Below are 22,851 nucleotides of genomic sequence, written 5' to 3' on the forward strand. Positions count from 1 at the left end.
GCAGCACGTGTCACACGCAGAGCCTACTAAACGGCTAGCTATTTACGAAACAGAACACTAGAACCTGATCGCCCCCAGGTTTACCGGGGGTTTTCGGGGGACGATTCAAAACTACATAGATAACAATCGAGGAACTGGCCGGCTTGTTGCTGGTCAGGGCCTCGTATTGGTGCCCCCGGCGGGGCATGCACAGAACTGCAAATGGTCGCTGCCCTCGTCGTCGTCGGCGGGGGCAGCGTCGTTTGCGCTGGTGTGGCGATGGGTGGCGGTGCGGGGATCGTCTGCCGTAGCGCGGGTTAGCCGGGCCAGGTGTGGGGCGGCGTGATGGCTGACGGTGGCTCGGAACGCAACCTTGTTGGTGCGGACGTCGTGGTAGATCTGCACGGCGAAGGCGTCCAGAAGGCGACGGAGACGTTCCGTCGGTAGTAGGCCGAGTTTGATTTCCATCTCGGGTAGGGCGGCGAGGATCTCGGCGCTGCCGGGGTCGGCCGGCATGGTTTCTTCGAGGCGGGCGAGTTCGGCGGTCTTGGTCTCGCGGTCGCGGTCGAGGTGGGCTCGGCGTTCGGAGATTTCGGCGAACACGGTGCCGTCGGGGTCGTCGTTCTCCTCGATGACTCGCAGGAGGCGTCGGCGGCGGGTGGTGATGTCGTCCAGGGTCCGTCGTAGTACGCCGATCTGTCGCCGTTGCTCGTCGGCTGCCTGCTGGGCGGCGATGTCCAGGCTTCGGGTAGCGAGTTGTACCCGGTCGGGGCCGAGGACGTAGGTGTTGAAGAACCGGTCGGCGAAGTCGAGTAGGACGTCTTCGGTCACCGAGATCATGCTCGGGTGCCCTTCGGGGATGGCCCTCTCTCGGGGTTGGCAGGAGTAGTAGGTGTATCCGGTGACGGTGCGGCCGAACATGCGCCGCTGGCACGGCGCGCACCAGACGTAGGAACGAAGCGCGTAGACCCGTTTGGTCTGCCGGTGCCGGTTGGGAGAACCCTGGCGGGCGTCGGCGCGTGACCGTTCCCGAGATCGGCCCACGTTCTGCGCGGCGAGGAACGTCTCGATCGGCACGATGCCCGGGTGGGTGGGCTGTGCGGAGACGACCCACTGCTCGCGGGGGTTGATCTTGCCGGGGTGCAGCTTGTCTTTGGTCGAGCGCCGGTTCCAGACCATGTGGCCGGTGTACTTGGGGTTGACGAGGATCTCGCGGACCGCCGAGCCGGTCCATCGTCCGACCGCGCGGGCGGGGTCGACGGGTTGTGGGGGCGGGTAGCGGTCGAGGTCGGTGTTGAGCCGTTCGGCGATGGCCCGGTAGGACAGCTTCTCGTCGATGCGCCAGGCGTATATCTGCTCGACCACCGGCCCTCGGTCGGGGTCGATCTTCAGTTTGGTCTTGTGTTTGCCTTCCGCGCGTTTGGCGGGGACCGGGTGTTTGTGCTTCTCGGCGAGGTAGCCGTATGGAGGCTTGCCGACGTTCCAGCCCTGGGTGGTGTGTTCCTCGAAGCCGTCCCACGACTTCTCCAGCATCTCGATCATGTACCACTCGGCCACACCCTGTTTGGTGCGGCGCAGGAGGATCTGGGCGGCCCGTTTACGGCTGTTCGACTGCATGACCGGCTCGTCGGCGGCCAGCAGCGGCACCCCGGCGAGTTCAAGATCGTGCTCGATCTTGGTGCCCTGGTGGGTCCAGCGGGCGATGCGGTCGATCGACTCGCAGATGACGACATCGAAGCGGCGATCCGGTGAGGTGGCCTCGTCGAGCATGTCGGCGAGGCCGCCGTCTCGTTGCACGGCGATGTCGAACTTCTGCCATGCGGTGCCCCGGCCGCGCTGGCTGAGTTCCTTGCGGGAGGATTCCACGTCCCAGAACCACGCCACGATGACCATGTTGGGCAGCAGAGCACGTTCGGAGTTGGTCAACTGGCGGGGGATCGACAGGGTGGGGTCCTGCTGCTCCTCGGTGGAGGTACGTCCGAGGAACGCGACCCGTATCGTCCGCTTCGGGGCTGCGGTGGCGGGTGGGCGTAGCCAGTCGGGCAGGGTGCTCGTCACGGGTGTCCTCCGTCGCGGATGAGTTGAGTCAGCACGTTGATGTAGTCGACGCTGCGCAGTCGCCATGGCATGACCGGCAGTCGGTCACCGTCTCGAATCTCGGGGGCGTGGAGGAACTCGATGCCGGCGACCGCGAGCGTGCGCAGGAGCGCGGTCCTCGTCGCCGTGTCGCAGGACAGGCGGTGGACGTCGGTGCTGATCACGAAGTCGAACCGACGTTCTGGCCGGTTCGCCTCGGTGAGCAGGTCATCCAGACCACCGTCACGGCTGATCTCCCGCTCGTTGTCGAGGAAGAGGTTGGCGGGTGCCCGCCGATAGTCGGGCCGAGTGCCGAGGTCGGAGAACACCGCCGTGATTGCGCCGTCAGGCAGCACCGAGACGCACTGCTGGTACTGACCGCCGACCATGAGGGCCGCCGTGGCGAGGTCCCTGGCCTCGGCGGTCCGGCCGTAGAACGCCACACGCGGGAGCACTGTCGTGCGGTGGATGTTCATGCCTCGGCCAGGGTGCTGGTAGTGGGGTCAGCGGACCCTGATGGGCAGATGGCGACGGTGACTGCCCCATCGTTCGGTGCGATGGCGGATGTGTGGTGGGGGCCGTAGACGACGATGCGCCCGGTGCCGTGGCGGGTGACGGTGGCGTACATGACGCGCGTGCCTCCTGCGGTTGGTTGGTGTCTGGTCAGGCCACGGGCCGACCGCCGGTGCTGCCGGTCGACCCGTGGACGTCGATCACCGCTCAACTCCGTGAAGGGATCAAGACCGCCCCGAGGGCAACACCGGCCACGGCACACCGAGTGGGCCGGAGGGCGACCGGTCAGGCGGGCTCGGCGTGGTGCTGCTGGTCGTGAAGCCAGGTCAGCACGTCGAGGATCACCTCGGCTTGCAGCACGGCCAGCCGCCGACCGGCCTCACCATCGAGCACGGTGACGTCGAACCGCACCTCCGGCACATCACCGCGGGCAACCGTGCCCTCTGCCGACTGCCCGTCACCGCAAGCCGGAGACTCGCGATCGGGCGGGGTCGACACCCTGCGATGTCTGCCGTCGTCCGCCTCCGGGGCGGACGGTCCGTGCCCGTCCGGTACTTCCGGATCGGGGGTGCGGGGGACATGGATAGGGGGAAGGAACAAACCGGCCGTTGCCGGCTGGGGCCGGTCGCCGGGGGTGGTGAAGCTGGGCTTCGGCATGGGCGTGTGGGCCACGTCCGCCGACAAGCGCTGACACTAAGGAATTACAAATTCGGGCCTCGAATTGGAAACCGCGCTGCGCGCCGAGCAACTCGCATCGCCCGCCGACGCCCGGTTGAACAAGATCCTCAACGGGTTGAACACACAGGTCAGACCCCTGATGTGCCGACTTCCGGTGGCACGGGAGCGGCGTGGAGCGCCAATGTGATCAGTGACAGGTTGCACAGAATCTTCGCCCACTTGAACAAGATCGTCTTCTGCTGGAGCGCGTGTCCTGACTGACCGCCCCGGGCCGTGGACGAGATCGCCATGTGGTGCGGTGCGCCGGCACGACCCGTACGCGCCCCCGTCCACCGTCCCGGACGGTCGACGATCCCGTCCGCTCCTCGTCCTGCGAGGCCCTCCGCACCAACCAATGCGACCCCGCCGTCCCCGTCCGCCGTCCGCGCCGGACGGCCTCCGTCCCCGTCGCCTGCTCGCCCTGTCCGACCGTCCCCAACGCAGCGGCGCTCGTCCCATGGAGGGGTGACCAGCGGTAAGCCCAAGCCCGAAGCCTCGGCACCCGCCGAGCCGGCATCGGTCGAGCTTAATGGCCGCAAAACACCTGCTGTTCAGGGGTGAGGGTTCTAACGAGAGGTCTAACGAGCGATCCAACGAGGAACGCAACGACCACGAACAGCCGGGTGAACACGCCCCCCTGAACAGGTCGTACCCGCACGTGGACGGCGGTGAGGAGGGCCGGTGGACCGGAACCGACTGATAAGAGATATCCCTCCTACCCGCACATCTGCCACCGGCAGTCCCCCGCCTGGAGGCGTCCGTCGTGGCCGCTGAACTCGGCCGACTCACCCCCGCGAACGCCCCTGCTCGGCGCACTTCCAGCGACCGAAGTGCGGGATGCCCGTGCGCGCCTATGCCTCGGATCCCGTCCCGGTCAGCTCGTGACCGTCGCCGTCGGTCGCCGACGCGAACCACGAAGTCGGGGCAGCACCCACCGTGGTTGGCGCGGCGCGGCGTACCCCCGAAGCTCCTGGTCGACGGCGTGGCAGACGGCCATACTTGATGATCATGGTGCCGGCCTCTTGGCGTCCGGAGCACGGCTCGATCTCACCGCACGTCACACACTCTCCGGATGGTCGGACCGCCAGGTGGCGTTCGAGTTCTGCCTGGGCTCGTTCGACCTCTTCCAGTGCCATGCTGGCCAGATAGGTCGTGCTCACCACGGCCTCGACGATGGCGTTATGCGCAAGGCGCACATCCGAACGAGTGCCGGCCGAGGGCTTGGGCCGAGCGGCGTGCCGTATACCCGCAACGCCGGACCTTCCCCGTTCAATGAACTGTGGCCGTGCATCCGGAGCTGGTCACCGACACGGGTGACTCGTGGAGTCAGATCACTGCGTCCGTGCATGTAATCCTGCTCCCCGACCTCGATCACGTCGCGTAGCGATTACGGCCCCGGCCAGATTGAGCGCCACGGAAAGCGGATCATTCGCCGTAGCTGGCAGGTAGCCCTGGTCTAACCCGCTCGCCTTCATCAACGGGCGTAGCGTCCCTTGGTATTCGGCCGTGACAGCCGGGTGGTTGATGAGGTCGCGTGCCGCGTTGGCGTCCTCGTCGTGAATCGCATCCGCCACCAGCTGTTTGGTCAGGCTGTCTACGACATCGATTGGCAAGCCCACCGAGATGTCCAGGGCCGTCAGCCCGAGGCGAACGCGGAACACTGCGAGCCCGGGAGTTCGCGGCACGGCTGACACTCGCTCGATGAGGTCAGCGTGGTCGACGGCGACCGTCCCCACGGCCAACTCCTGCCAGGTCTTGAGGAGCCCATGCACCGCATGCTCCCACGGCGCCTCGATCTCGGTGGCCGCGAGGAGAGCCGCTGCTGACGGCCCTTCGTCCCGCAGCAGATGAGCGACGATCGCGACCTGTCGTCCATCAAGGAGGGTCGGTCCGATCCCGTCGTATCGGCGTATATGGTTCACGGCGTCGTCCCACCGTCCGGCGAGGGTGAGGGCACGGGTTCCGTCGGAGAGCAGGGTGCCGCGCAGCCAACTGATGATCTGATTGAGTTCTTCGGGATCGGCGGGAAGTTGTCGAGGATGTATCTCCAGGTCGTCCAGAAGAGCGGGAGTGCCGCCGACGATGGCCGTGTACAGGTGGGTGAGTAGGCGGTACGCGCCGTCGCCGTCGCCGTCACGAATTCGCAGGCGAGCGAGGTTGACGACTGGTTCGAGAGCAAAGCGGGCCGTGTAGCCGTTCAGCGGGGCTTGGTGGAGGTAGAGGCTGGCGTGGCGGCGGCACCAGGCGCGGGCAAGGTGGGGGTCTCCGCAGTCGGAGGCGATGAGGGCGGCCCCGTTGAAGACCATGGACGCCTTGTCCGGATCGCTCTCGCGGTGCGCGGTCTCGGCGAGCCTGACGAGCCGGTCTACCCGAGCGTCCAGTGGTTTCGCGGGCGGTCGTTTGCGGGCGACGAGAGGGAAGCGGGCCGCGATGGTGGCGGCAAGCGACGGAGTCATGGTGTCCTCATCCGCTGCGGAAGGGCCGCATGTGGGCAACGAGGTGCGTTCAGGTCGTACGTGACGGCTCAGCCGCGCTCGTCCACCGGGGCGGGACAGGGCACCGCCCCGGCCTCGATGCGGTCAGAAGGAGATCGTGAGGATGGTGTCGGCTCGGCTGATGTCGTCATGGTCGGCGGGCCGGGTTCCTGCGCGGTGCGCGGTGACGGTGGGCTGGTTGGGGCGGTTCGCCTCGTCCCATTGGTCGAGCAGGTTGGTCAGCTCGGTAGCGAGCGTGTTGGCGTCCGGGCCGTGGGCCATTGCGCCGAGTTCGTGGAGGCCGTTGCCCGCGTCCTGGAAGGCGAGGTAGGCGATGGTGCCGCCGTGGTAGATGGCGGCGCCGGCCCACCGGTAGGCGGGGGTGACCAGTCCGCTGGTACGGGCGGTATCACCGACGCCAAGGCGACCGAACGGCCTGCTGGCGTGCACGAGGAGCCACAGGTCGAGGTGGCCGATCGGGTCGGCGTCGCTGACCTGGATGCCGGTCCAGCGTTCGAGCCGGGGGTGACTCAGAGCCTTGGCGAGGGCGGCGCGGTCGGGCTGGTCGGTGGCGTCGAGTTTGAGGACCACGTCGGCGTCGAGGCGTACGTGGTGGTCGGTGTGTTCGGTGCTGCCGCGCATGGGGACGAATCCACAGACCAGCGGCGTCGTGGCGCTCACCAACTGGTGGGGGTCGGTGCGGTCGAAGGCGAAGCAGCGGGTCAGGCCGCTCTCGTGCACGCGTAGGGGTACGACGATGCGGCCGTCGTCGGCGAGTTGTTCCCACCAGCCTGCGGAGATGTCCCAGGCTCCGGCGGTGACGATGATCCGGTCGTAGGGCGCGTGGTCGGGGTCGCCGAGGGCGCCGTCGCCGCAGACCACTGCGACGGTGTCGTAGCCGGCGCGGTCGAGGCCGGCGTGGGCGCCGTCGGCGAGGTCCTGGTCGAGTTCGATGGTGACGACTGTGCCTCCGGGGCTGGTCAGTTCGGCGAGTAGGGCGGCGTTGATGCCGGTGGCCGCGCCGATCTCCAGGACGCGGTGGCCGGGTTGTGGGGCGAGTTGTTCGAGCATGTCCGCGACGAGGCTGGGGCTCGACGCGGACGACAACGCCGCACCGCTGGGGTCCCGTTTGGTGACGATCTGGCGACGGGTGTAGACGGTTTCCAGGTCGACGCCGGGAAGGAACTGCTCGCGGGGGACCGCACGGAAGGCTTGCGCGACGGCGGCAGTGCGGATGTGGCCGCGCTGTTCGAGCGTGCTGACGAGCTGATCGCGGAGCGTCGCGGCACTCGACGTTCCCGGTGCGGTGGGGGAAGTGTTCACTGCGTTGACCTTACTGTCGATCTTGGCGGCGGTTTGGTAGCCGGATGGGGTGTCGACCGGGTGGTGGAAGGTGACGGTCACGGCCGCCGTTGCGAGTAGCCAGGTGTCAGCGGCGGAGATGCCGAGCCGGTTGAACAGGAACAGAAGGTGGTGGGTCAGCACCTCGCGTAGGTCGCGGGTCAGCGCGCCGTGCCGGTCGAGGAAGCCGAGGTCCGCGCCCGCCTGCTCGTGGGCTTGTGGCCAGCGCGGAGTAATGGCCAGAGGGCTTCCGGCCGTGTCGTCGGCTGCAGTGAGTAGGCGCTGCACCGCCGCGGTGAGCCGGGGGCTCGGCGCGGAGGCGTTCGGCTGGTGCCGGCGCGAGGCGAGAAGCCGCCAGACGTCGCCCTGCTCGAAGAACTCCAGTCCGGCGGCGCGCATGAGGCGAGTGGCGAGCAGGACACCGAGCTCACGCCGATGGGCGCCGCCGGCGGCGGCGACATGGCCGAGGATGTGGCGGCTGTCCGCGTGGAAGAGGGTGTGGGCGATCGTCATGGCCTGGTCCCCGCCGAAGGCGTACGCCTCGGGCCGGTAGACGGGCTCGGTGACACCGCGGATGCGGTCGTCGTCGGTGATGGAGGCGAGGAGGGCGTAGACCTGGGTGAGCCGGTCGCCGGGCAGTAGCCGCAGCCGCCACGTCTCGCTCTTACGGATAAACCCCACGTCTGGTGGACGACGGTGCGCTCACCGAGCGGGACGCCCTCGGCCTGATCCACACGGAGGACCTGACCCGGGCGTTGACGCCGGCCGGCGGGGCGACGAATCTTCCCGTGCTCTGCCGCGGCCAGGGCGTGGCGCCCGGTGTGGCCGACGGCGTCGCCGTCTTCAACGCCGACGCCGCGGTAGCGGCTCGGCAGAGCGGGGCCGACCCCGTGTTGATCCTTCCGGTGACCATGCCGCAGGACCTTCCCGGCCTGCTCGCTGCCGTGGCCGTGGTCACGGAGCAGGGCGGCAGCACCTCGCACGCGGCCGTGGTCACCCGTGGGCTCGGCCGGGTCTGCGTGACCGCGTTGCGCGACGCCCGAGTTGACCCGGACGGGTCTTGTCTGCGTCCGGACGACGGGGAGCCGGTACGGCCGGGTGATCGGGTGACGGTGGACGGCTCCGCCGGCACCGTCCACCGGGGCGGCCTGCCGACCGCGCGGACCACCCGGACCGGCGGCGCCGGAACCGAACCGGTGGCACCCGCGGTACGCAAGATCCTGACGGCTGCGGACCGGCACGCCGGACTCGCCGTACGGGTCAACGCCGACTCGCCTGCCGACGCCGAGACCGGCCGACGCGCGGGCGCCACCGGCATCGGGCTCTGCCGCATCGAGCACATGCTGCTCGGCGAACGACAGTCGCTGCTGGCGAGGGTGCTGACCGGCGCCGGCAGCGCCGAGACGTCCGAGGCGCTCGACCACCTGCGGAAGGTCCTGCGAGACGACTTCGTCGCCATGTTGCGGGCCATGGACGGGTTGCCGGTGACGATTCGGCTGCTCGACCCGACCCGGCACGAGTTCCTTCCCGACCTCACCCGACTCGAGATCGCCGCCGCCGAGGCGCGGGTCGGCGGCGGGGTCGGGCCCGACCCGGTGGCGCTCGCCGCCGCCCAGCGACTGCACGAGACCAACCCGATGCTTGGTGTCCGAGGGATCCGGTTGGGTGTGCTCGATCCGCGGTTGCTGGAGGCGCAGCTGACCGCGCTGGTCGAGGCGACCGGGCTGGTCCGCCGGGACGGCGGCGATCCGCACCCCGAACTGCTGGTGCCGATGGTCACCGTGCCGGCCGAGCTGGACCTGGTGCGCGACCGGCTGGCCGAGGCGTACGAGCAGCTCGGCCGGATCGGGGCGGAGACCATGCCGGTCGGTGCGATGATCGAGACACCACGCGCCGCGCTTGTCGCCGGCGATCTGGCGCGGCGGGCGGACTTCCTCTCCATCGGCAGTAACGACCTGACCGCCCTCGGCTGGGGGCTGTCCCGGGACGACGCCGAACGGGAGCTGGTGCCCCGCTACCGGGATCTCGGGCTTATCGACGAGTCGCCGGCGGCCCTCTGGGACGACCAGGGGGTCGGCGAGCTCGTCCGGTACGCGGTCACCGCCGCATGTAAGGTGAGGCCGGACATCGGCGTCGGTATCTGCGGGGAACACGCGCTCGATCCGGCGGCCGTCCGGCTGCTGGTCGGGCTCGGGGCGGACTACGTCTCGTGCTCCCCCGCCCGCCTGCCCGCGGCCCGGTTGACCGTCGGGCGGGTAACGGTCGCGATGAAGCGAGAGACGGAGGGGCGATGAGCGCACCAGCGGTCGAGGTGACCGGAGTGGGACGCGTGTTCGGCCGCGGTCGGGACCAGGTGATCGCGTTGCGCGACGTCACATTCCAGGTCGCCGAGGGGCAGATCCTGGGGATCCTGGGCAGCAACGGCGCCGGGAAGACGACCCTGACCAAGATCCTGGCCACCCTGCTGGAGCCCACCAGTGGTAGCGCCCGGGTCTTCGGCCACGACGTCCGGCGGGACCTGCGCGCGGTCCGGCGGCTGACCGGCGTGGTGTTCGGCGGCGACCGAGGTTTCTACGGCGCCCTGTCCGGACGGGAGAACCTGCGCTACTTCGCGATGCTCGCCGGCGTCGGACGGCGGGCCATCCGCGCCAAGGTGGACGACGCGCTGACCGATGTCGGGCTCGTCGAGGCCGCCCGCCGCCCGGTCGAGACCTACTCGAAGGGTATGCGCCAGCGACTGCACATCGCGCTGGGCCTAGTCGCGGAGCCGCGCCTGCTGCTGCTGGACGAACCGACCGTCGGCCTCGACCCGGTCGAGGCCGAACGGCTGCGCACCACCGTCGCGCGGCTGCGCAGCACCGGGGTGTCGATCCTGCTGACCAGCCACTACCTGCTGGACATCGAGCGACTGTCGGACCGGGTGCTGATCCTGTCCCGGGGGGCGGTGACGATGGACACCACGGCGGAGGAGTTCGCCCGCTCGGCGGGGTTCGCCGCCACGGTCACGGTGAGGGGTCGCGGTCCGGTGCCGCGGCACCTCGACGCGTTGGGGACGGTGCCAGACGACGTCGAGGAACAGGGCGGGGTCTGGACCCTACGGCTGCGCGTGCCGGAATGGGGCGGCGAGACCTTCGACCGGCTCGGTGCCGCGCTCGCCGGCCTCGACGTGCTGGCGGTGGACGTCGCGCCGGTACGCCTCGAGGACGTCTACGCCACCGTCATGGACCGCCTGTCTGCAGACGAGCCCGCGCCAACGAGGGCGCGGTGAACGAGCGCGTGCTCACCGCCGCCTGGGTGGTCTGGATGGCCCTGCGTGCCGAACAGCGGGGCATGCGCACCCGGCCCATGGTGGTCGTCGTCTCCGTGGTGCAGCCGGTCGCGCTGCTGGCCATCGTGGCCGGCACCCGGCGCCTCATGTCCGACCAGGCGAGTGTCGTCGTCTCCGCCGTGGTGCTGACCGCGATGTGGAGCGCCACCGTGTGGACCGCCGGTGGCGTGCTGCGGCGCGAACGCACGTACGGCACCCTGGCCCGTAGCGTCACCAGCCAGTTCTCGCCCAGCCTGGTGCTGTTCGGCCGGAGTCTCGGCGCGACGCTCTACAGCGCTGGCGGGATCCTCGCCAGTTCGGCCGCCGTGATCGTGCTGCTGCGGCTGCGAGTCGCCGTGCCGCATCCGCTGTGGCTGCTCGTCGCGCTGCTCGTCGTCGTTGCGTCCGGCACCGCGTTGGGCATGCTGCTCGCCTGCCTGTTCTTGGTCACCCGGCACGGACTTGCCTGGTCCGGCGCGCTGATCTATCCGGTCTTCATCCTGGGCGGGCTGCTGATCCCACCGGACGCGCTACCGGAGTGGCTGCGCTGGGTGCCGACGCTGCTCAGCCTGCACTGGGTTCACGAGTTCGTCGTGGGCATCAGCGCCGGTGCGGTGCGCGCGACACCGCTGGCGCTCGCGGTGGCGCTGACCGTGGCCTACCTGATAGCGGCGGTCGCCTGCCTACGCGCCGCCGTCGATGCCGGTCGCCGGAGGGGGACCCTTGAACTCGTCTAGTCTCCTCGACACCCCGCTGCCGTGGCGGCTGGGCGCAGCCGTCCGCTTCGGGTGGCGGGAGTTCCTCGCCGTGAACCCGCCGAGCGTGCTTGGTGGCAGCATCCTGCCCCGCATGGTGCTGCAGACGCTGTTCTTCACCCTGCTCGGCGGCGTCGTCGCGGGCGCCCGGCACCAGGAGTACGCGTACGTCGGCGGGCTGGTGCTCGCGCTCGCGATGACCAACATCCTCTATGTCTCGCAGGTCCCGGTGGCCGACAAGGAGTCCGTCACGTTCTGGCGACTGCGCACCGGACGGCTGCACCCGACGGCGCTCTTCATTGCCCGTTCGTTGCCGTACCCACTCGCCGGCTTCGGCGTGGTCCTCGTCGCCGCCGTCGTGGTGGCTCCCGTCGCCGGGCTGGGTGACCTCGCGCTGCGTCTAGCCCCGATGGCGTTCGTCTACCTGCTGATCTCCTTCACCGCGACCGCTGCGGGCCTGGCCGCCGCCGCCTTTGCCGTGGGCCGTCGGGCGGAGACGCTGGCCAGCAACCTGATGGGCTACGTGGTGATGCTGTGCAGCGGAGCGTTCCTGCCGCCGGGGCGGGTGCCGGTGCTGGATGTCGTCGGGGCGTTCCTGCCGGGCCGGCACGGTCTCGCCGCGGTGCACTCCTGGCTGCGCGGCGACCCCTGGCTGTCGCAGGTGGTGATCGAGGCCGTGGTGGGGATCGCCTGGGTGGGCGTGGCCGCCGCCGTCGTCGCCGTGCAGATCCGCCGGGCGCACCGGCACGGGCACGACGACTTCGCCTGAGCAGGTGGCCAGGCGCGGCACCGTCGGAACGCACGGCGTCGGCGAGGGGCGACGCGCCTCAGGCAGGCGTGGCGTCGATCGTCACCCGGAGCAGCCGGACCGGCCCGGGTGCCTCGGCGATCGCCGTCACCAGGGCCTGGGAGTCCGGGTCGAGCACCTCACCGAACTGCACGAACCCGCCGTCTAGGTGGCGGGCGGCGGCCAGGGTGATGAAGAAGCGGGACCCGGCGCTGTCCCGCCCGTTGTTCGCCATCGCCACCAGGAAAGGCCGGTCGAAGACCCTACCGGCCTGGAACTCGTCGGGGATCCGGTATCCCGGGCCGCCCTTGCCGGTGCCGGAGTGGTCGCCGGCCTCGATCATGAACCCCGGCACCCGGCGGTGGAACTCGACGCCGTCGTAGAACGGGTCGTCGCGTCGCGCACCGGTGACCGGGTCCCGCCACGTCCGCAACCCGCTGGCCAGGGCGACGAAGTTGTCCACGGTGTGCGGCACCACCGTCGGCCACAGGTCGAGCGTCACGTCGCCCAGGTCGGTGTTCAGGAGGGCGGTCAGGGCGGTGTACTGGCGCGGCACCGCCGGCCACGGCCGGCGGAACTGCCAGGTACGGGTGCGGATCGCCGCGGTAGCGTCTGCGGGGGACGCGGTGAGCTGCTCGGCCTCCGCAGCGGAGCCGCAGCCGAGGCTGCCGGGCGGCGGGGCGCCGAGGACGAGCCGGGTGGTACGCGGCCGGTCCGGCGGTGGCGCGTCGGCGGCCCGGCCGTCACCCAGCCACTCCGGGGAGTAGCCGCGTTCCAGGTGGTGCCGGTGGCGCTGCCAACGGCGACGCACCTCGGCGGACGAGTGCCGGGCGAGCGTTGCCAGTTCCCCCGCGGCCTGTGCCTCGAGTACCGGCATCAGGTGCTCGGCCTCGAAATACTTATCGAAGAGACAGCCGTTGTTGTGTTGCAGGGTGAAGCACTGGTCGATGAAGACGCGGGCAGGCAGCTCGCCGGCGGCGTACCGTCGGAGCATCGCCGCGATTGGGGCCCACGCCTCACCACCGTACTCGACGCCGGGCCCGGCGAACGCGTCCACCGCGAGGTCCAGCGCGCGGATCTCGCCGAGTTCGCGGCGGCTCCGCCACCAGCCCACCCGGCTGTCACCGAGGTTGACGCGTTCCAGAAACGTGGCGAGTTCCGGCGGGAACGTGTCGAGGCGGGCGCACTCGTAGTGACCGAGTTCGGTGCCGATGATGAGGTCGAGCTGGCCGGCGAAGTCGGCGCTGAGTTGCGGTGCCCACTGGGCCAGCCGCTCCGCGGCCTTCGCGTCGCCCTGCACCGCCAACCACTCCAGCAGGTAGAAATCGGCCGCCAAGGCCGCGCCGTCGATGTTTTCCGTGTACCACCGGGGGGAGTAGGCGGTGGCTTCATCGGCGATCGCAACCAGCGCCCGCTCCCGGTCCAGGTGTCCGTCGAGGTAGGGCGTCCAGTGGCGGCGGGCCAGGTCGTACAGGCGGGGGAAGCGCCATGCCGTGCCGAGCACGTCCACGCACGGGCGGTGCGTCGGGTCCGTCGTGCGGACGAGGTGCCCGGCGGTTAGCTCCACCAGCGTCTTGGTCAGCAGCAGCCGCATCCGTCGCTGGTACGGCCCGGTACCGGGCAGTAGCGCGCGCAACCGACCCAGCAGGTGGCCTGGGCCATGCTCGGTGCGCAGCAACGCCCAGCCCAGCTGGGTCAGCACCGCGTCTGCCAGGGTGGCACCGACGTACCGCCGGAAGTCCAGGTAGGTGCCGGCCACCCGGGAACCGTCGAGGAGCAACCCCACCGAGGGCGGGTACGGCGCGAACGGCACCAGATGGACCGGTAGTTCCAGCGAGGTGCCCGGGACTCCCATGGCCGCCGCCAGCGGGTCGGCCACCTGGGGGAGGCGCAGGCGCTGGTCGAGGTCAGCCTCAGCGAGGGTGCGGCGTTCGTCGAAGGCGGCGATCGCCGGCGCGAGACGGGGCCGGGCGGCCTCCATCGCGGCCAGCACCGTCCGGGTCGCCTCGTCGGTGACCGCCAGGCCGTCCGGTGCGGCGAAGGCGGCTGGCGGGATCGTCACACCGTTTTCCCGCCAGCCGCGCAGCCCGTGCTGGAACGCCGCGATCGCCGGCTCGACCGGTCTGGGCAGCAGGCACGCCTCCCACGAGCAACGACCGACCAGTTCCCGGTGCAGGGCTAGGCAGAGGTCGAGGGTGTCGCTGCGGGCGTAGATCACCTTCATGCCGGCCCCCCGTGGATCAGTCGCGCCGCGAGCAGTTCGTCGGTGAGTACGGCCACCCGTTCGGCCCCCAACCGGCGGGCGGCGGTATGCACCGAGCGTAACCGGTCGATGTCACGCTGCATTGTCGACTCATCGACCCCGTCACACAGTGCCCAGATCAGTGCCGCTTCGTGACTCAACCGGACCCGGCGGCTCTCCGGCGACGTGATCACCACCCCGTCCTGGTAGGCGCGGATGGACAGCTCCGACATCCGCCGTAACGGTCCGTCGCCGCCGCGCCAGCGCGGCTGATGTGTCACCGGCACTCCATGCCAGCCGAGGACCGCCGTGGCGGCTAGGCAGGTCTGGGCAAACCGGCGCAGATCGGTCAGGCGCACCCCGTCGTGCCCGGTGGCCAGCGGATCGGCGCGCAGCAGGCGACGATAGTGGGCGTGCGGGAAAGCGGCCGGTGCGGATCGGTCGAGCTGACGCCAGACCCACTTCTCCCCGGGAAAAAGGTCGCCGCAGGCCGCAGCGAGGGCCTTGCCGGCGGTACGGAGCAGCAGCCGGGCGATCATCACGGCGGCGTCGCCGTCCTCCGGATCGTTGACCAGCCCGGCCAGGTCCTCCTGGCCGTAGTGAGCGAGGTTGAGCCATCGGGTGATCAACAGTCGACGTAGCGTGAGTTCGTGTTCGTTCAAGGTTTTTCGCAGGGCGGCCGCTCCGCCGTCGACCACGATCTCCCCGATGTGCAGCCGCAGCGCGGTGGTGACGTCCCGCTCGGGAACCACGTCCGCGCCGTCGTCGCTGCGCAGGGTCGCCCCCACCACCCGCCGAACCGATTCCGCGAGCGCCTGCGTGGACAAGCGGTGCACGTCGATCCGAACCGGGCCGGCGAAGACCTGCTCCCGACTCGCCCCAACCTCCGGCCCGGCGAGGTAAACGTCCACGTCGGAGGTGTGGTTACCCAGCCCCACAGCCAGGCTGCCGGTGATGAAGACGCTGGTCACCCCCGGGCGGGACGCCAACCGCGCGGCCACCTCGCGGGCCAGCGCGAGCCGTTCGGGCGCCGTCACCACCATCCGGGGTTCTCCGGGATCGCCAGCGACAGGTAGTGGCCGTCCTCGGACACCATCACCCCGGAGCGGCAGTACTGGTCCAGCAGGGCGCCGACCTCGGCGGTGGTGACCCGGTGCCCGGCGGACTCCAGCCCGGCCCGGATCCGGTCGGCCGAGTGCGGGCGGTCCCCGCACAGCTCGTACGCCTCGGCCTGCCAGCCGGTGAGGACGGCCCGGCGAGGCTGCTCGGCACGGGTGTCGACCAGCACCAGCCGCCCCGGCACCCGTTGGTAGATGAGGGACGGCCGGTGCTCTGCCCAGCGCTGCCGCCACCGCCGGGCGGCGCTGGACAGGGCGCCGAACGCCTCATCACTGCCAACTCCCTTCGCCGTGTAGTCGAAGAAGTAGGCGATCTGGGAGTGGTCGAGGGAGTCCGGGTAGATGTGTCGGTAGCTCGACCGTGGCCGGACGTCCGAGATCGGGAACGAGGGGTCGGTGAAGTACGGGCTGAAGCGTTCCAGCCACAAACGGCTGCACCCGCCCGGTGGAAACAGGTGGTGCAGCAGCGGGATCAGTTCGACCTGCTCGCGGTAGTCCTCGTCGGTTTCGCCCGGGAAACCGGCCAGCAGGTTCCACGCCACCCGAATCCCGTGGTAGCGGGCCCACTTCAACAACCGGATGTTCAGCAGCTTGGTGGAGCCCTTGCGCATCAGCTTCAGCACGTGGGTGCTGAGGCTCTCGATGCCGGGCTGGATGGTCAGGATTCCCGCCCGGCGCAGCACGGCCAGTTGCTCCCGGGTGAGATTCGCCTTGACCTCGAAGAAAACGTGGATGTCCCAGCGCCGATCGGCGAGTTCGGTGCAGAACGACGAGAGGTAGGACATGTCGAGAATGTTGTCGACCGCCTCAACGTGCACCGTGGGATAGGCGCTGAGCAGCGTGGACAGCTCCGACATGGCGCGGCTGGGACTCTTGGACCGGTATCCCATGCCGAGCGCGTTCAGCCCGCAGAACGTGCAGTGGTGCTTCTGGCCCCACCAGCAGCCGCGAGCGAACTCGACGGGGAGCTTGACCGGTTCGTCACCGAGGATCGTCGCCTGGCCGTGGCGCTCCAGCGCCGCGAAGTAGTCCCCGTAGTCGGGGATCGGTAGCCGGTCTAGGTCCTGGGTGCGGGGCGCGTCGCGAGTCTGTGTGGCGGCGTCGCGGGCGCTGAGCACGCCGGGTACCCGGCAATGTGCCACCGCGGGGTGTTCCGCGGCGGCCAGTTGCGCCAGCAGGCGAGGAAAGGCCACATCGCCCTCGCCGGTCACCACGTAATCGAGCCAGGGCAGGGTGCCCGCGTACTCGGCACCCATGGCCCCGTCGAAGTTCGCGCCGCCGTACACCTGGACCAGGTCCGGATGCTCCGCGCGGAGCATCCGGCCCAGCGCCAACGACGCCGTGTTCTGCAGGAAGGTGGAGGTGAACCCGACGACGTCGTAGTCGGCCCAGTCGACACGCCGCACACACCCGCGCAGCCAGTCGGGAATCGTGTCCCGGCGCAGCCCGGTCAGCTCGTCGAGGCTCCCGCCGGTCAGCTTCGCCCACTGCTTCTCGACCTCGGGGAAGTCCTGGTAGTAGGCCGACTCGGTCAGCACCTCGCCGAAGGCGGCGTATGAGAAGAGCCACTCGCCGATCAGGTGCAGGCGCTCACTGGGAATCCCCGACAGCCCGTCGTACGTCTGCGCCCCGATCTCGGCGGCGAAGTCGAGGTTCAGGTAGTGCACGTCGCACCGGTGGCCCGCCGCGCGGACGACGGACTGAAGCAGCCCACACTGATGGACGGTGCGTCGACGCGGGCCCACGGCATGTTGACCAGCGCGACCCGAAGTGACCGGGTCGGTGGTGGCTCGGGCTCCGGCTGATCCGTCGCCCTCGGCACCGCCGCTACCAGCGGCAGCAGTTCAATCGCCATGCACACCAGCCCCGCCGTCGCCATGAACGCGAGAGCCAATCCTATCGATACATCGCTCCTGCACCACCCCGTCAGCGATCGGATGGCCGGCGCAGACGGCCCGGTGGGGCACCACCCGGCCGAGCCCCGCCCCGGCCCGGGGTTTCTCCGGTCCGTGCGTCGCCCATCACCGCCTCCCTCTCGATGGGCGCCACCGTCAGTCGGTGAATTCGACACGGCGAGGGTGGCCGAGCGCTGTGCGGCGAGGCGTTCGGCCTGCTCGACGACGGCCCGGCGCCGGTTGTCCGAAAGCTTCTGCCCGAGCCGGACGGCGACCGTCAACCTCGCGCCGGACTTGTGGGGACGTCATTCTGCCCAAGATCGAGTGTACGGACATGCCGCGATCCGGGCGCGTTCGGCGCCCGTACATCGAGCCGACGTGTGATGCCCCGGCCGCTCGGCCGGGGCGTCCTTGATCCTCTACGCGAACACGAAACTGGCTTCCACGAGCAGTGATCGACTGGTCGCGTTGCGTGTTTGCAGTTCTGTGAGGTGCCCCCGGCAGGATTCGAACCTGCGACACACGGTTTAGGAAACCGATGCTCTATCCCCTGAGCTACGAGGGCGCGAGGGCCTAGTCTAGCGACCTAGGGGTTCACCTGGGGTGGCAGGGAGCGGCCCACGTTCACCCACGTTCCCCGGACCGCCGTTCTCCCAGCCCAGGACCACACGCCGAGCACACGAACCCCGGGTTGCGACCGGCGGTCGCCGCAGTGACCCGCGTTGGCACCGGTTCACCCGGGTTGGCATCCGCTGGAGAGCACACACCGCGCACATCATCTAAGGTCATGATGGGCTTTCCCGGGCCCAAGACCCGCTGGCCCGTACACCGGGCATCGGACGGCGGTGACCGATGCGCTGTCAGCCCTCGACCTCACCCACGCCGACGGCGAGGCCCGCCGAGCACGTCGGCGGACGCTTGGTTCATGGGCTTGCTGGCGTCCGACCTGTGAAGACGATGCCCCACCCTGATGCCTACGGCGACGGCCCCGCCAGGTGTCCGCCCACGGCCGAGTTATGCGGGCTTGGCCCCCGCTGCTTCACGACTGCCTCATGCGGACGATGGGCGGCCACCAGAAGCCGATCCGACGCTCCTGCTTGACCAAGTGAAGGGTAGAACTTACTATCTACTTACAGTAAGTTACTGTAAGTGAACGAAGGAGTGTGGATGAAGGTAGGTGGCCGGGACTTCGACCTCACGAAGCAGGAGGTGGAGGCCCGCATGATGGGTGAGGATCCTGAACTGATCCAGAAGCACATGGTCGAGGTCAACGGGCAGATGTTCCCGCCCAAGCAGGTCCTCGGGCACGTGACTGGATGGGACCGCACAACGTTCACAACCATGGAGGCGCAACGCGTACTGACCCGGATCGGGTTCGTGTGTACGGAGGCGCGCGCAGGGCGGATCCCGAAAGCAGGCCGATTCATCATGGACGCCGTCCGCGACTCAGTTCAAGAGACGATGAACGACCACGGTGACGCACATTTCGAGCGCGGGTTCAGTGCGGCCGTCGGCATCGCGCTGCGGCAAATCCAGAAGAGGCTCGATGACTTGAGGGAGCAGATGAAGGGCAAAGGCCTCAGCCAGGCTGAGCAAGCGTTCTATGCCCATCTTGACGAACTCAAGTCCGAGATTGAAGCCGATTGCGACCGCTACTGGCGAGGTAGCGGCGTGGACTGGCGTCCACTCAAGCCCGTGGCCAAGGCTGTCATCCGGCGCACCGACGAGACGAGGTAATAGGTCGGAGGTGCCAGACTCGCGAGCGATAAGCCCCGCCGGGAACGCCGTACGTGGCATCCCGTGCCTGCGAACGCAGCACCCCTAACAGACCGGGGCTTGGGGGTCGTCCAGACGCTGGCAGGTGCCGACGATCTCGACCGTGCTGAACCCGGCGATGAAGACGGGGATGTAGCCGTGCCGGATGCCGTTGGCGCGGCAGGCGTCAGCGAGGGCGGTGAAGAAGTCCTCGCCATGATCGAAGGTGACGCCGATCATCCGTCCGGGCGTGAGGTCATGGCTGCGCATACTGAGGCACTTCCGGTCGGGTTGGTCGGGGGAAGTGGCTGTGGTGGGTCTAGCCGAGGACGTACGCCCGTCAGGGGTGAAGAATTCTGTCGTAGTCTTCGTCGTACCAGCCGTCGGTGTTGTGCTTCTGGATGGTCCCCGCGATGCGCGTCAGCAGAAGTACGTCGCCGTTGAGGGTCAGGGCGGCGTCCTCGGCCCTGCCGGTGAGGATCCTGGCCACGGTTGCCAGCATGTGGGGTTTGCCCTTGTCGACCAGGGTGTCCTTGCGCATGGAGAAGCTGACGTCGACGTAGGTCTCCGGCTCCCATTCCCACAGAGCGCCACCGTCGTCCTCGGCACTACAGTAGCCGTGCCTTCCGCCAGTGATGTCCACGACGTACCCGCAATCGTCGTTCAGGTCGGCGCTGAGCATCCTGCCGCCGGACGCCGTGGACGTCTCGACTGCTCCTGGGGCAGCCAGTTCCGCCACCTGCTCCAGTGGAATGTCGCCCGCCAGCGTCAGCCGGTACTCGACAGCCATCTGCACCCCTTCATCAGTCTCGCCGGATGATCTGAATGATCGCACCGTCGCGCGTTACCGCCGCCAGTTCCTTCAGCCCCGTGATGGGCCAGTCGTGGAACTGCTTGTGCAGAGCAGCGAGGTCTCCGCGCCAGTCGTGGAGGTTCAACATCACGCGTTGGGTCTGCTCGGCGTCGACCTTCCTGGACACCGCGCTCCAGACGGCGCGGGCCGGCACAGGAGCAGTGGGCGCGTAGCAGTCGAAGACATGCTCCTCGATGAGGAAGTCGGGTGCCTTCTCCGGCCTCCCCGAATCCCCGGTCTCGCGTCGCGCGTCCGCAACCTCCTGCCTCGTGGGGTTCTGGTGAACCCGGTACCCCTTGCCGGCGACCTTGTCGGCACACTCGTTCTCCAACTCCAGGGCACGCCGCTCCCGAGGCTTTTCGTTTGGCGAGATCCGGGTTCGACGTCCGGTAGGCGACCCGCCGGCGACGCCGGTGGGACGCCTGGCCCACGGGATTGCCCCGTCAGGGTTCGCGGAGACAGTTCCGCCCAGGGTGGGGGTCGTCGGGGATGGGCTGCCGGTGGTAGCAGGGGTGGGGCTGGTCGGTGGATGACCGCCAGCCCCCGTCAGTTTCCCGACGAGCCCAACTGCCGGGCCTGCGCGATCGCCCCTTCGACGGCCTGCCGGGCCCCGCCGGCGCGCTGCACGACCAGCACCAGGACCTGCTTGATGGCCTCCAACGCCTGCAGCAGCGGCCCAGGCTGCCCGCCCTGCAGGACCACGGCGACGAGTTGCTGCGCCTCCCCGACTCCGGTGATGGCCCCGGTCGCCGCGTCCCGAGCGGCGTCCACCGCGCTCTGCACGGGCGCCAGCCCGGCGATCGTCTCCTGCGGGGTGGCCTCGTTCGGCACCGCCGCGGTGGCCTTCGTCGCCTCGCCGATCGACCCGGCAAGACTTCCCAGGCCGCCCTGGATGCCCGTGATCGCGTTGCGTACCCGGGCCACGCCCGCCGCTACGGCGACGAAGCCTGCGCCTGCGGCCCGCAACGCCACCTCCTGCGCCTGGCTGTCCGCGGCGGCTGCCAACCCCTGCGCGCGTTCGACCCCGGTCATCAACGCGCGGAGTTCACCGGTGATCGTCTCAATCTGCGACACGTGGCCGGCACCCCAATCGATGAGAGCGAAAGTGCTGGACAGCTGAACCTACCGGGCTCCTTATGAGGCCACCAGACATCGGCGAGGCGGTCGGCACCGCACAGCCACCGCGATGCGAGTAGTCGCACGAGCGGCTTCCGGTCCAGATTCCAGCTCGTGGGGTGGGGTCTGTGGCTGTCGTGTCCGGCTGTCGACGTGTCAGCATCGACGGAACGGCGGTGCGGGTGTTCGCGTCGGGAGGATCGGTGGGTAATCGCAAGCGCAGTGGCCGCCGGCAGCGGCGGGAGCCGATCCGCCGGATGATCCCGCCCACCCGCGTGCCCGGCAGCCGGCGCCCTCACCGCCCGGACGAGACGGCGCTGATGCCGAAATTTGAGTACAGCCCAATGTTCGGACGGCTCGTTTACGCGCCGGTGGAGATGGTGCCGCTGCTCGCGGTCCTAGCCGTTCTGCACCAGGCGCAGAGCGGCATGCCGGTGGGCACCTGTGTCCTGACGAGTCATCAGGTCAGTGGGGCGCTGCGGCACCTTGGCTTCGAGCCGAGGCGGTCGCCGCGTACGCCTCGCTATACCGGGTGACCGACACGTTTACCGAGGTGTCCGAGGTCGGCGTGTGGAAACGACCGCCGGTCGTCCATGCCGATGGCACCACGAATGGCCACATGGTTGTTTGGACGCCGTCGTTCGCGCAGCTCGTGGACGCCACCCTGGTGCAGGACCCGCTTCTGCTGGCCGCCGCCCAGGTTGATCCGGTCTACTCGACGCCGGTGTTCGTCGAGGTTCCCACCGACCGGAGGGAGTTCTTCGCGGCTCGGCCCGTCGCCTGGCTCGACGATCACCTGTACGCGTCCTGGGTCCTGCTGCCGGAGTGGACCCGGCTGATGGACCCGGTTCTGGCAGGGGAGGCCAGCACGGTCGTGGAACTCGGCGCACTCGGTCTGGCCACCGATGCGCTCCGCCTCATCGCGGCCGTCGCGGAGGAGCGGGATCTGAGCGCGATGCTGGTCCAGTGCCCGCGGCTCGGGGCGCTGCTCCGAGGTGAACACCAGCTACCGGAGTTGCCAGTCGAGCCACCGCCGCATCTTGCTTCAGGGGTGTAGAACGTTCCGACCGGCCTGCATCCGCACCCGGGTCTCGCGGTCGCCTCACAACGCATGGCGGGATATTGGTATGACGGCATTGCCAATGATCAGGCAATGCCGCTGGCGCACTTCGGTCCCATAGCCGCGCATTGCCACCTCGCGATGTACACCCGATCACGAACAAAGTTTGGCCAGGAGAGCACCCTGGCCAGCCTGCAGGATATGCGCAGCCTTCAACGGTACCCAGAAACACTCAAGGTGGGTGGGTTCCTGGGTACCGTCGTGGTCTTCCTGACTAGCCCACCGCTCGGGCGCCGGCCCTACGAGTTCCAACTGAAAGACGTGACGGTACTGAATCTCGAACCGGAGCGGTGTGATGTCGTACTCAACCTCCCCCAGCTTGCGGACAACGCGAAAGCCCATCAGCCCGGTCTCCTCGCGGGCCTCGCGCAGCGCGGCGTCCTCCGGCGCCTCACCTACACGAACGGTGCCTCCCGGCACCTCGACGCCCACCTGCTCATAGCTGTAGTCGGTGTGACGGAAGACGAGCAACCGCCCCTCTCGCACCACGTAGCAGAGAACCTTATCCACCACGACCTTCGCCACCATATGATCTCCCGTATTGGCATTAGCAAAACAAGGGCAGCCCGCGGAAACTGCGCCCTAGCCGCACGGCTCCCGACAATCGGCAACAGGGTGTAACTTATGGACAGGCTATTGGACTCCTATGGATACACCAGGCGCGCAGGCCACGAGTCCATCGGCGATGAATATTGCCCATCTCGCCAACGGTGCGGGGCGGGCATTGGTCGACCATGACATTCAGGGCCTTTGCAAGTTCCGGGGTCGTGCGGCTGGTCGGGTTGTGACCGGTTGGGGTGGAT

At 69.0% G+C, this 22,851-nt stretch carries 19 protein-coding genes, 1 tRNA gene and 1 pseudogene; 7 read left to right on the forward strand and 14 right to left on the reverse strand.

What is annotated here, in order from left to right; translation table 11 throughout:
* Positions 1-153: 153 nt before the first annotated feature.
* The 5 genes from ACFHWY_RS25945 to fxlM all read right to left on the reverse strand — a co-directional run bounded on the left by ACFHWY_RS25945 (position 154) and on the right by fxlM (position 7,781).
* Positions 154-2,037, reverse strand: coding sequence for a recombinase family protein (locus tag ACFHWY_RS25945; protein ID WP_416582878.1), 1,884 nt, complete (start codon positions 2,035-2,037; stop codon positions 154-156).
* On the reverse strand, positions 2,034-2,531 hold the full coding sequence (locus tag ACFHWY_RS25950; RefSeq protein WP_416582879.1) for a hypothetical protein: 498 nt from the start codon (positions 2,529-2,531) through the stop codon (positions 2,034-2,036). Before ACFHWY_RS25950 ends, ACFHWY_RS25945 begins: the two co-directional genes overlap by 4 nt.
* Before the next feature lie 322 nt (positions 2,532-2,853).
* Positions 2,854-2,979 (reverse strand): hypothetical protein, encoded by a 126-nt coding sequence (locus ACFHWY_RS25955; protein ID WP_307969456.1) that lies wholly within the window; start codon positions 2,977-2,979, stop codon positions 2,854-2,856.
* Positions 2,980-4,616: 1,637 nt separating this feature from the next.
* Positions 4,617-5,741, reverse strand: coding sequence for a hypothetical protein (locus ACFHWY_RS25960; RefSeq protein ID WP_416582880.1), 1,125 nt, complete (start codon positions 5,739-5,741; stop codon positions 4,617-4,619).
* Positions 5,742-5,864: 123 nt separating this feature from the next.
* Positions 5,865-7,781, reverse strand: coding sequence for a methyltransferase, FxLD system (gene fxlM, locus ACFHWY_RS25965; RefSeq protein WP_416582881.1), 1,917 nt, complete (start codon positions 7,779-7,781; stop codon positions 5,865-5,867).
* Positions 7,782-7,786: 5 nt separating this feature from the next.
* On the opposite strand from fxlM, the gene ACFHWY_RS25970 reads away from it, so the two are divergent.
* The 4 genes from ACFHWY_RS25970 to ACFHWY_RS25985 are packed head-to-tail and all read left to right on the forward strand — an operon-like array spanning position 7,787 to position 11,931.
* Positions 7,787-9,394, forward strand: a complete 1,608-nt coding sequence (locus ACFHWY_RS25970) for a putative PEP-binding protein (protein ID WP_416582882.1) — start codon at positions 7,787-7,789, stop codon at positions 9,392-9,394.
* A complete protein-coding gene (locus ACFHWY_RS25975; protein ID WP_416582883.1) occupies positions 9,391-10,368 on the forward strand; it encodes an ABC transporter ATP-binding protein in 978 nt (325 codons plus the stop codon). The genes ACFHWY_RS25970 and ACFHWY_RS25975 overlap by 4 nt, the downstream gene beginning before the upstream one ends.
* Positions 10,365-11,144, forward strand: a complete 780-nt coding sequence (locus ACFHWY_RS25980) for an ABC transporter permease (RefSeq protein ID WP_158573756.1) — start codon at positions 10,365-10,367, stop codon at positions 11,142-11,144. The genes ACFHWY_RS25975 and ACFHWY_RS25980 overlap by 4 nt, the downstream gene beginning before the upstream one ends.
* A complete protein-coding gene (locus ACFHWY_RS25985; protein ID WP_416582884.1) occupies positions 11,131-11,931 on the forward strand; it encodes an ABC transporter permease in 801 nt (266 codons plus the stop codon). The genes ACFHWY_RS25980 and ACFHWY_RS25985 overlap by 14 nt, the downstream gene beginning before the upstream one ends.
* A 58-nt stretch (positions 11,932-11,989) precedes the next feature.
* On the opposite strand, the gene ACFHWY_RS25990 is transcribed toward ACFHWY_RS25985, so the two are convergent.
* The 4 genes from ACFHWY_RS25990 to ACFHWY_RS26005 all read right to left on the reverse strand — a co-directional run bounded on the left by ACFHWY_RS25990 (position 11,990) and on the right by ACFHWY_RS26005 (position 17,769).
* Positions 11,990-14,173 (reverse strand): peptidylprolyl isomerase, encoded by a 2,184-nt coding sequence (locus tag ACFHWY_RS25990; protein WP_416582885.1) that lies wholly within the window; start codon positions 14,171-14,173, stop codon positions 11,990-11,992.
* Positions 14,170-15,234: a hypothetical protein gene (locus ACFHWY_RS25995; RefSeq protein ID WP_416582886.1), complete on the reverse strand. Its 1,065-nt coding sequence runs from the start codon at positions 15,232-15,234 to the stop codon at positions 14,170-14,172. Before ACFHWY_RS25995 ends, ACFHWY_RS25990 begins: the two co-directional genes overlap by 4 nt.
* Positions 15,225-17,054 carry a RiPP maturation radical SAM C-methyltransferase gene (locus tag ACFHWY_RS26000; RefSeq protein WP_416582887.1) on the reverse strand — a complete coding sequence of 610 codons (1,830 nt, stop codon included), beginning with the start codon at positions 17,052-17,054 and terminating at the stop codon, positions 15,225-15,227. Before ACFHWY_RS26000 ends, ACFHWY_RS25995 begins: the two co-directional genes overlap by 10 nt.
* Before the next feature lie 642 nt (positions 17,055-17,696).
* A tRNA-Arg gene (locus ACFHWY_RS26005) sits at positions 17,697-17,769 on the reverse strand.
* A 602-nt stretch (positions 17,770-18,371) separates the two neighbouring features.
* On the opposite strand from ACFHWY_RS26005, the gene ACFHWY_RS26010 reads away from it, so the two are divergent.
* Positions 18,372-18,941 (forward strand): hypothetical protein, encoded by a 570-nt coding sequence (locus ACFHWY_RS26010; protein ID WP_416582888.1) that lies wholly within the window; start codon positions 18,372-18,374, stop codon positions 18,939-18,941.
* 90 nt (positions 18,942-19,031) lie between these two features.
* Here the strand turns inward: ACFHWY_RS26010 and ACFHWY_RS26015 are convergent.
* The 4 genes and pseudogenes from ACFHWY_RS26015 to ACFHWY_RS26030 all read right to left on the reverse strand — a co-directional run.
* Positions 19,032-19,229, reverse strand: a pseudogene (locus tag ACFHWY_RS26015) (DUF296 domain-containing protein); the annotation flags it as partial.
* A 70-nt stretch (positions 19,230-19,299) separates the two neighbouring features.
* The gene (locus tag ACFHWY_RS26020; protein WP_416582889.1) at positions 19,300-19,749 is read right to left on the reverse strand and encodes a SitI3 family protein; all 450 of its coding nucleotides are present in this window, start codon (positions 19,747-19,749) and stop codon (positions 19,300-19,302) included.
* Positions 19,750-19,762: 13 nt separating this feature from the next.
* Positions 19,763-20,149 carry a hypothetical protein gene (locus ACFHWY_RS26025; protein WP_416582894.1) on the reverse strand — a complete coding sequence of 129 codons (387 nt, stop codon included), beginning with the start codon at positions 20,147-20,149 and terminating at the stop codon, positions 19,763-19,765.
* 209 nt (positions 20,150-20,358) lie between these two features.
* Positions 20,359-20,886 carry a DUF6244 family protein gene (locus ACFHWY_RS26030; RefSeq protein WP_416582890.1) on the reverse strand — a complete coding sequence of 176 codons (528 nt, stop codon included), beginning with the start codon at positions 20,884-20,886 and terminating at the stop codon, positions 20,359-20,361.
* Positions 20,887-21,104: 218 nt separating this feature from the next.
* On the opposite strand from ACFHWY_RS26030, the gene ACFHWY_RS26035 reads away from it, so the two are divergent.
* Both ACFHWY_RS26035 and ACFHWY_RS26040 read left to right on the forward strand, forming a co-directional pair.
* A complete protein-coding gene (locus ACFHWY_RS26035; RefSeq protein ID WP_416582891.1) occupies positions 21,105-21,464 on the forward strand; it encodes a hypothetical protein in 360 nt (119 codons plus the stop codon).
* 83 nt (positions 21,465-21,547) lie between these two features.
* Positions 21,548-21,985: a hypothetical protein gene (locus ACFHWY_RS26040; RefSeq protein ID WP_416582892.1), complete on the forward strand. Its 438-nt coding sequence runs from the start codon at positions 21,548-21,550 to the stop codon at positions 21,983-21,985.
* Between the two features lie 156 nt (positions 21,986-22,141).
* Here ACFHWY_RS26040 and ACFHWY_RS26045 read toward each other — a convergent pair whose 3' ends face one another.
* Positions 22,142-22,576, reverse strand: a complete 435-nt coding sequence (locus ACFHWY_RS26045) for an NUDIX hydrolase (protein WP_416582893.1) — start codon at positions 22,574-22,576, stop codon at positions 22,142-22,144.
* Between the last annotated feature and the right edge of the window lie 275 nt (positions 22,577-22,851).

Origin of the sequence: Micromonospora sp. LOL_024 (genome assembly GCF_048060415.1) — a bacterium.
In the GTDB taxonomy this organism is placed as follows: Bacteria; Actinomycetota; Actinomycetes; order Mycobacteriales; family Micromonosporaceae; genus Micromonospora.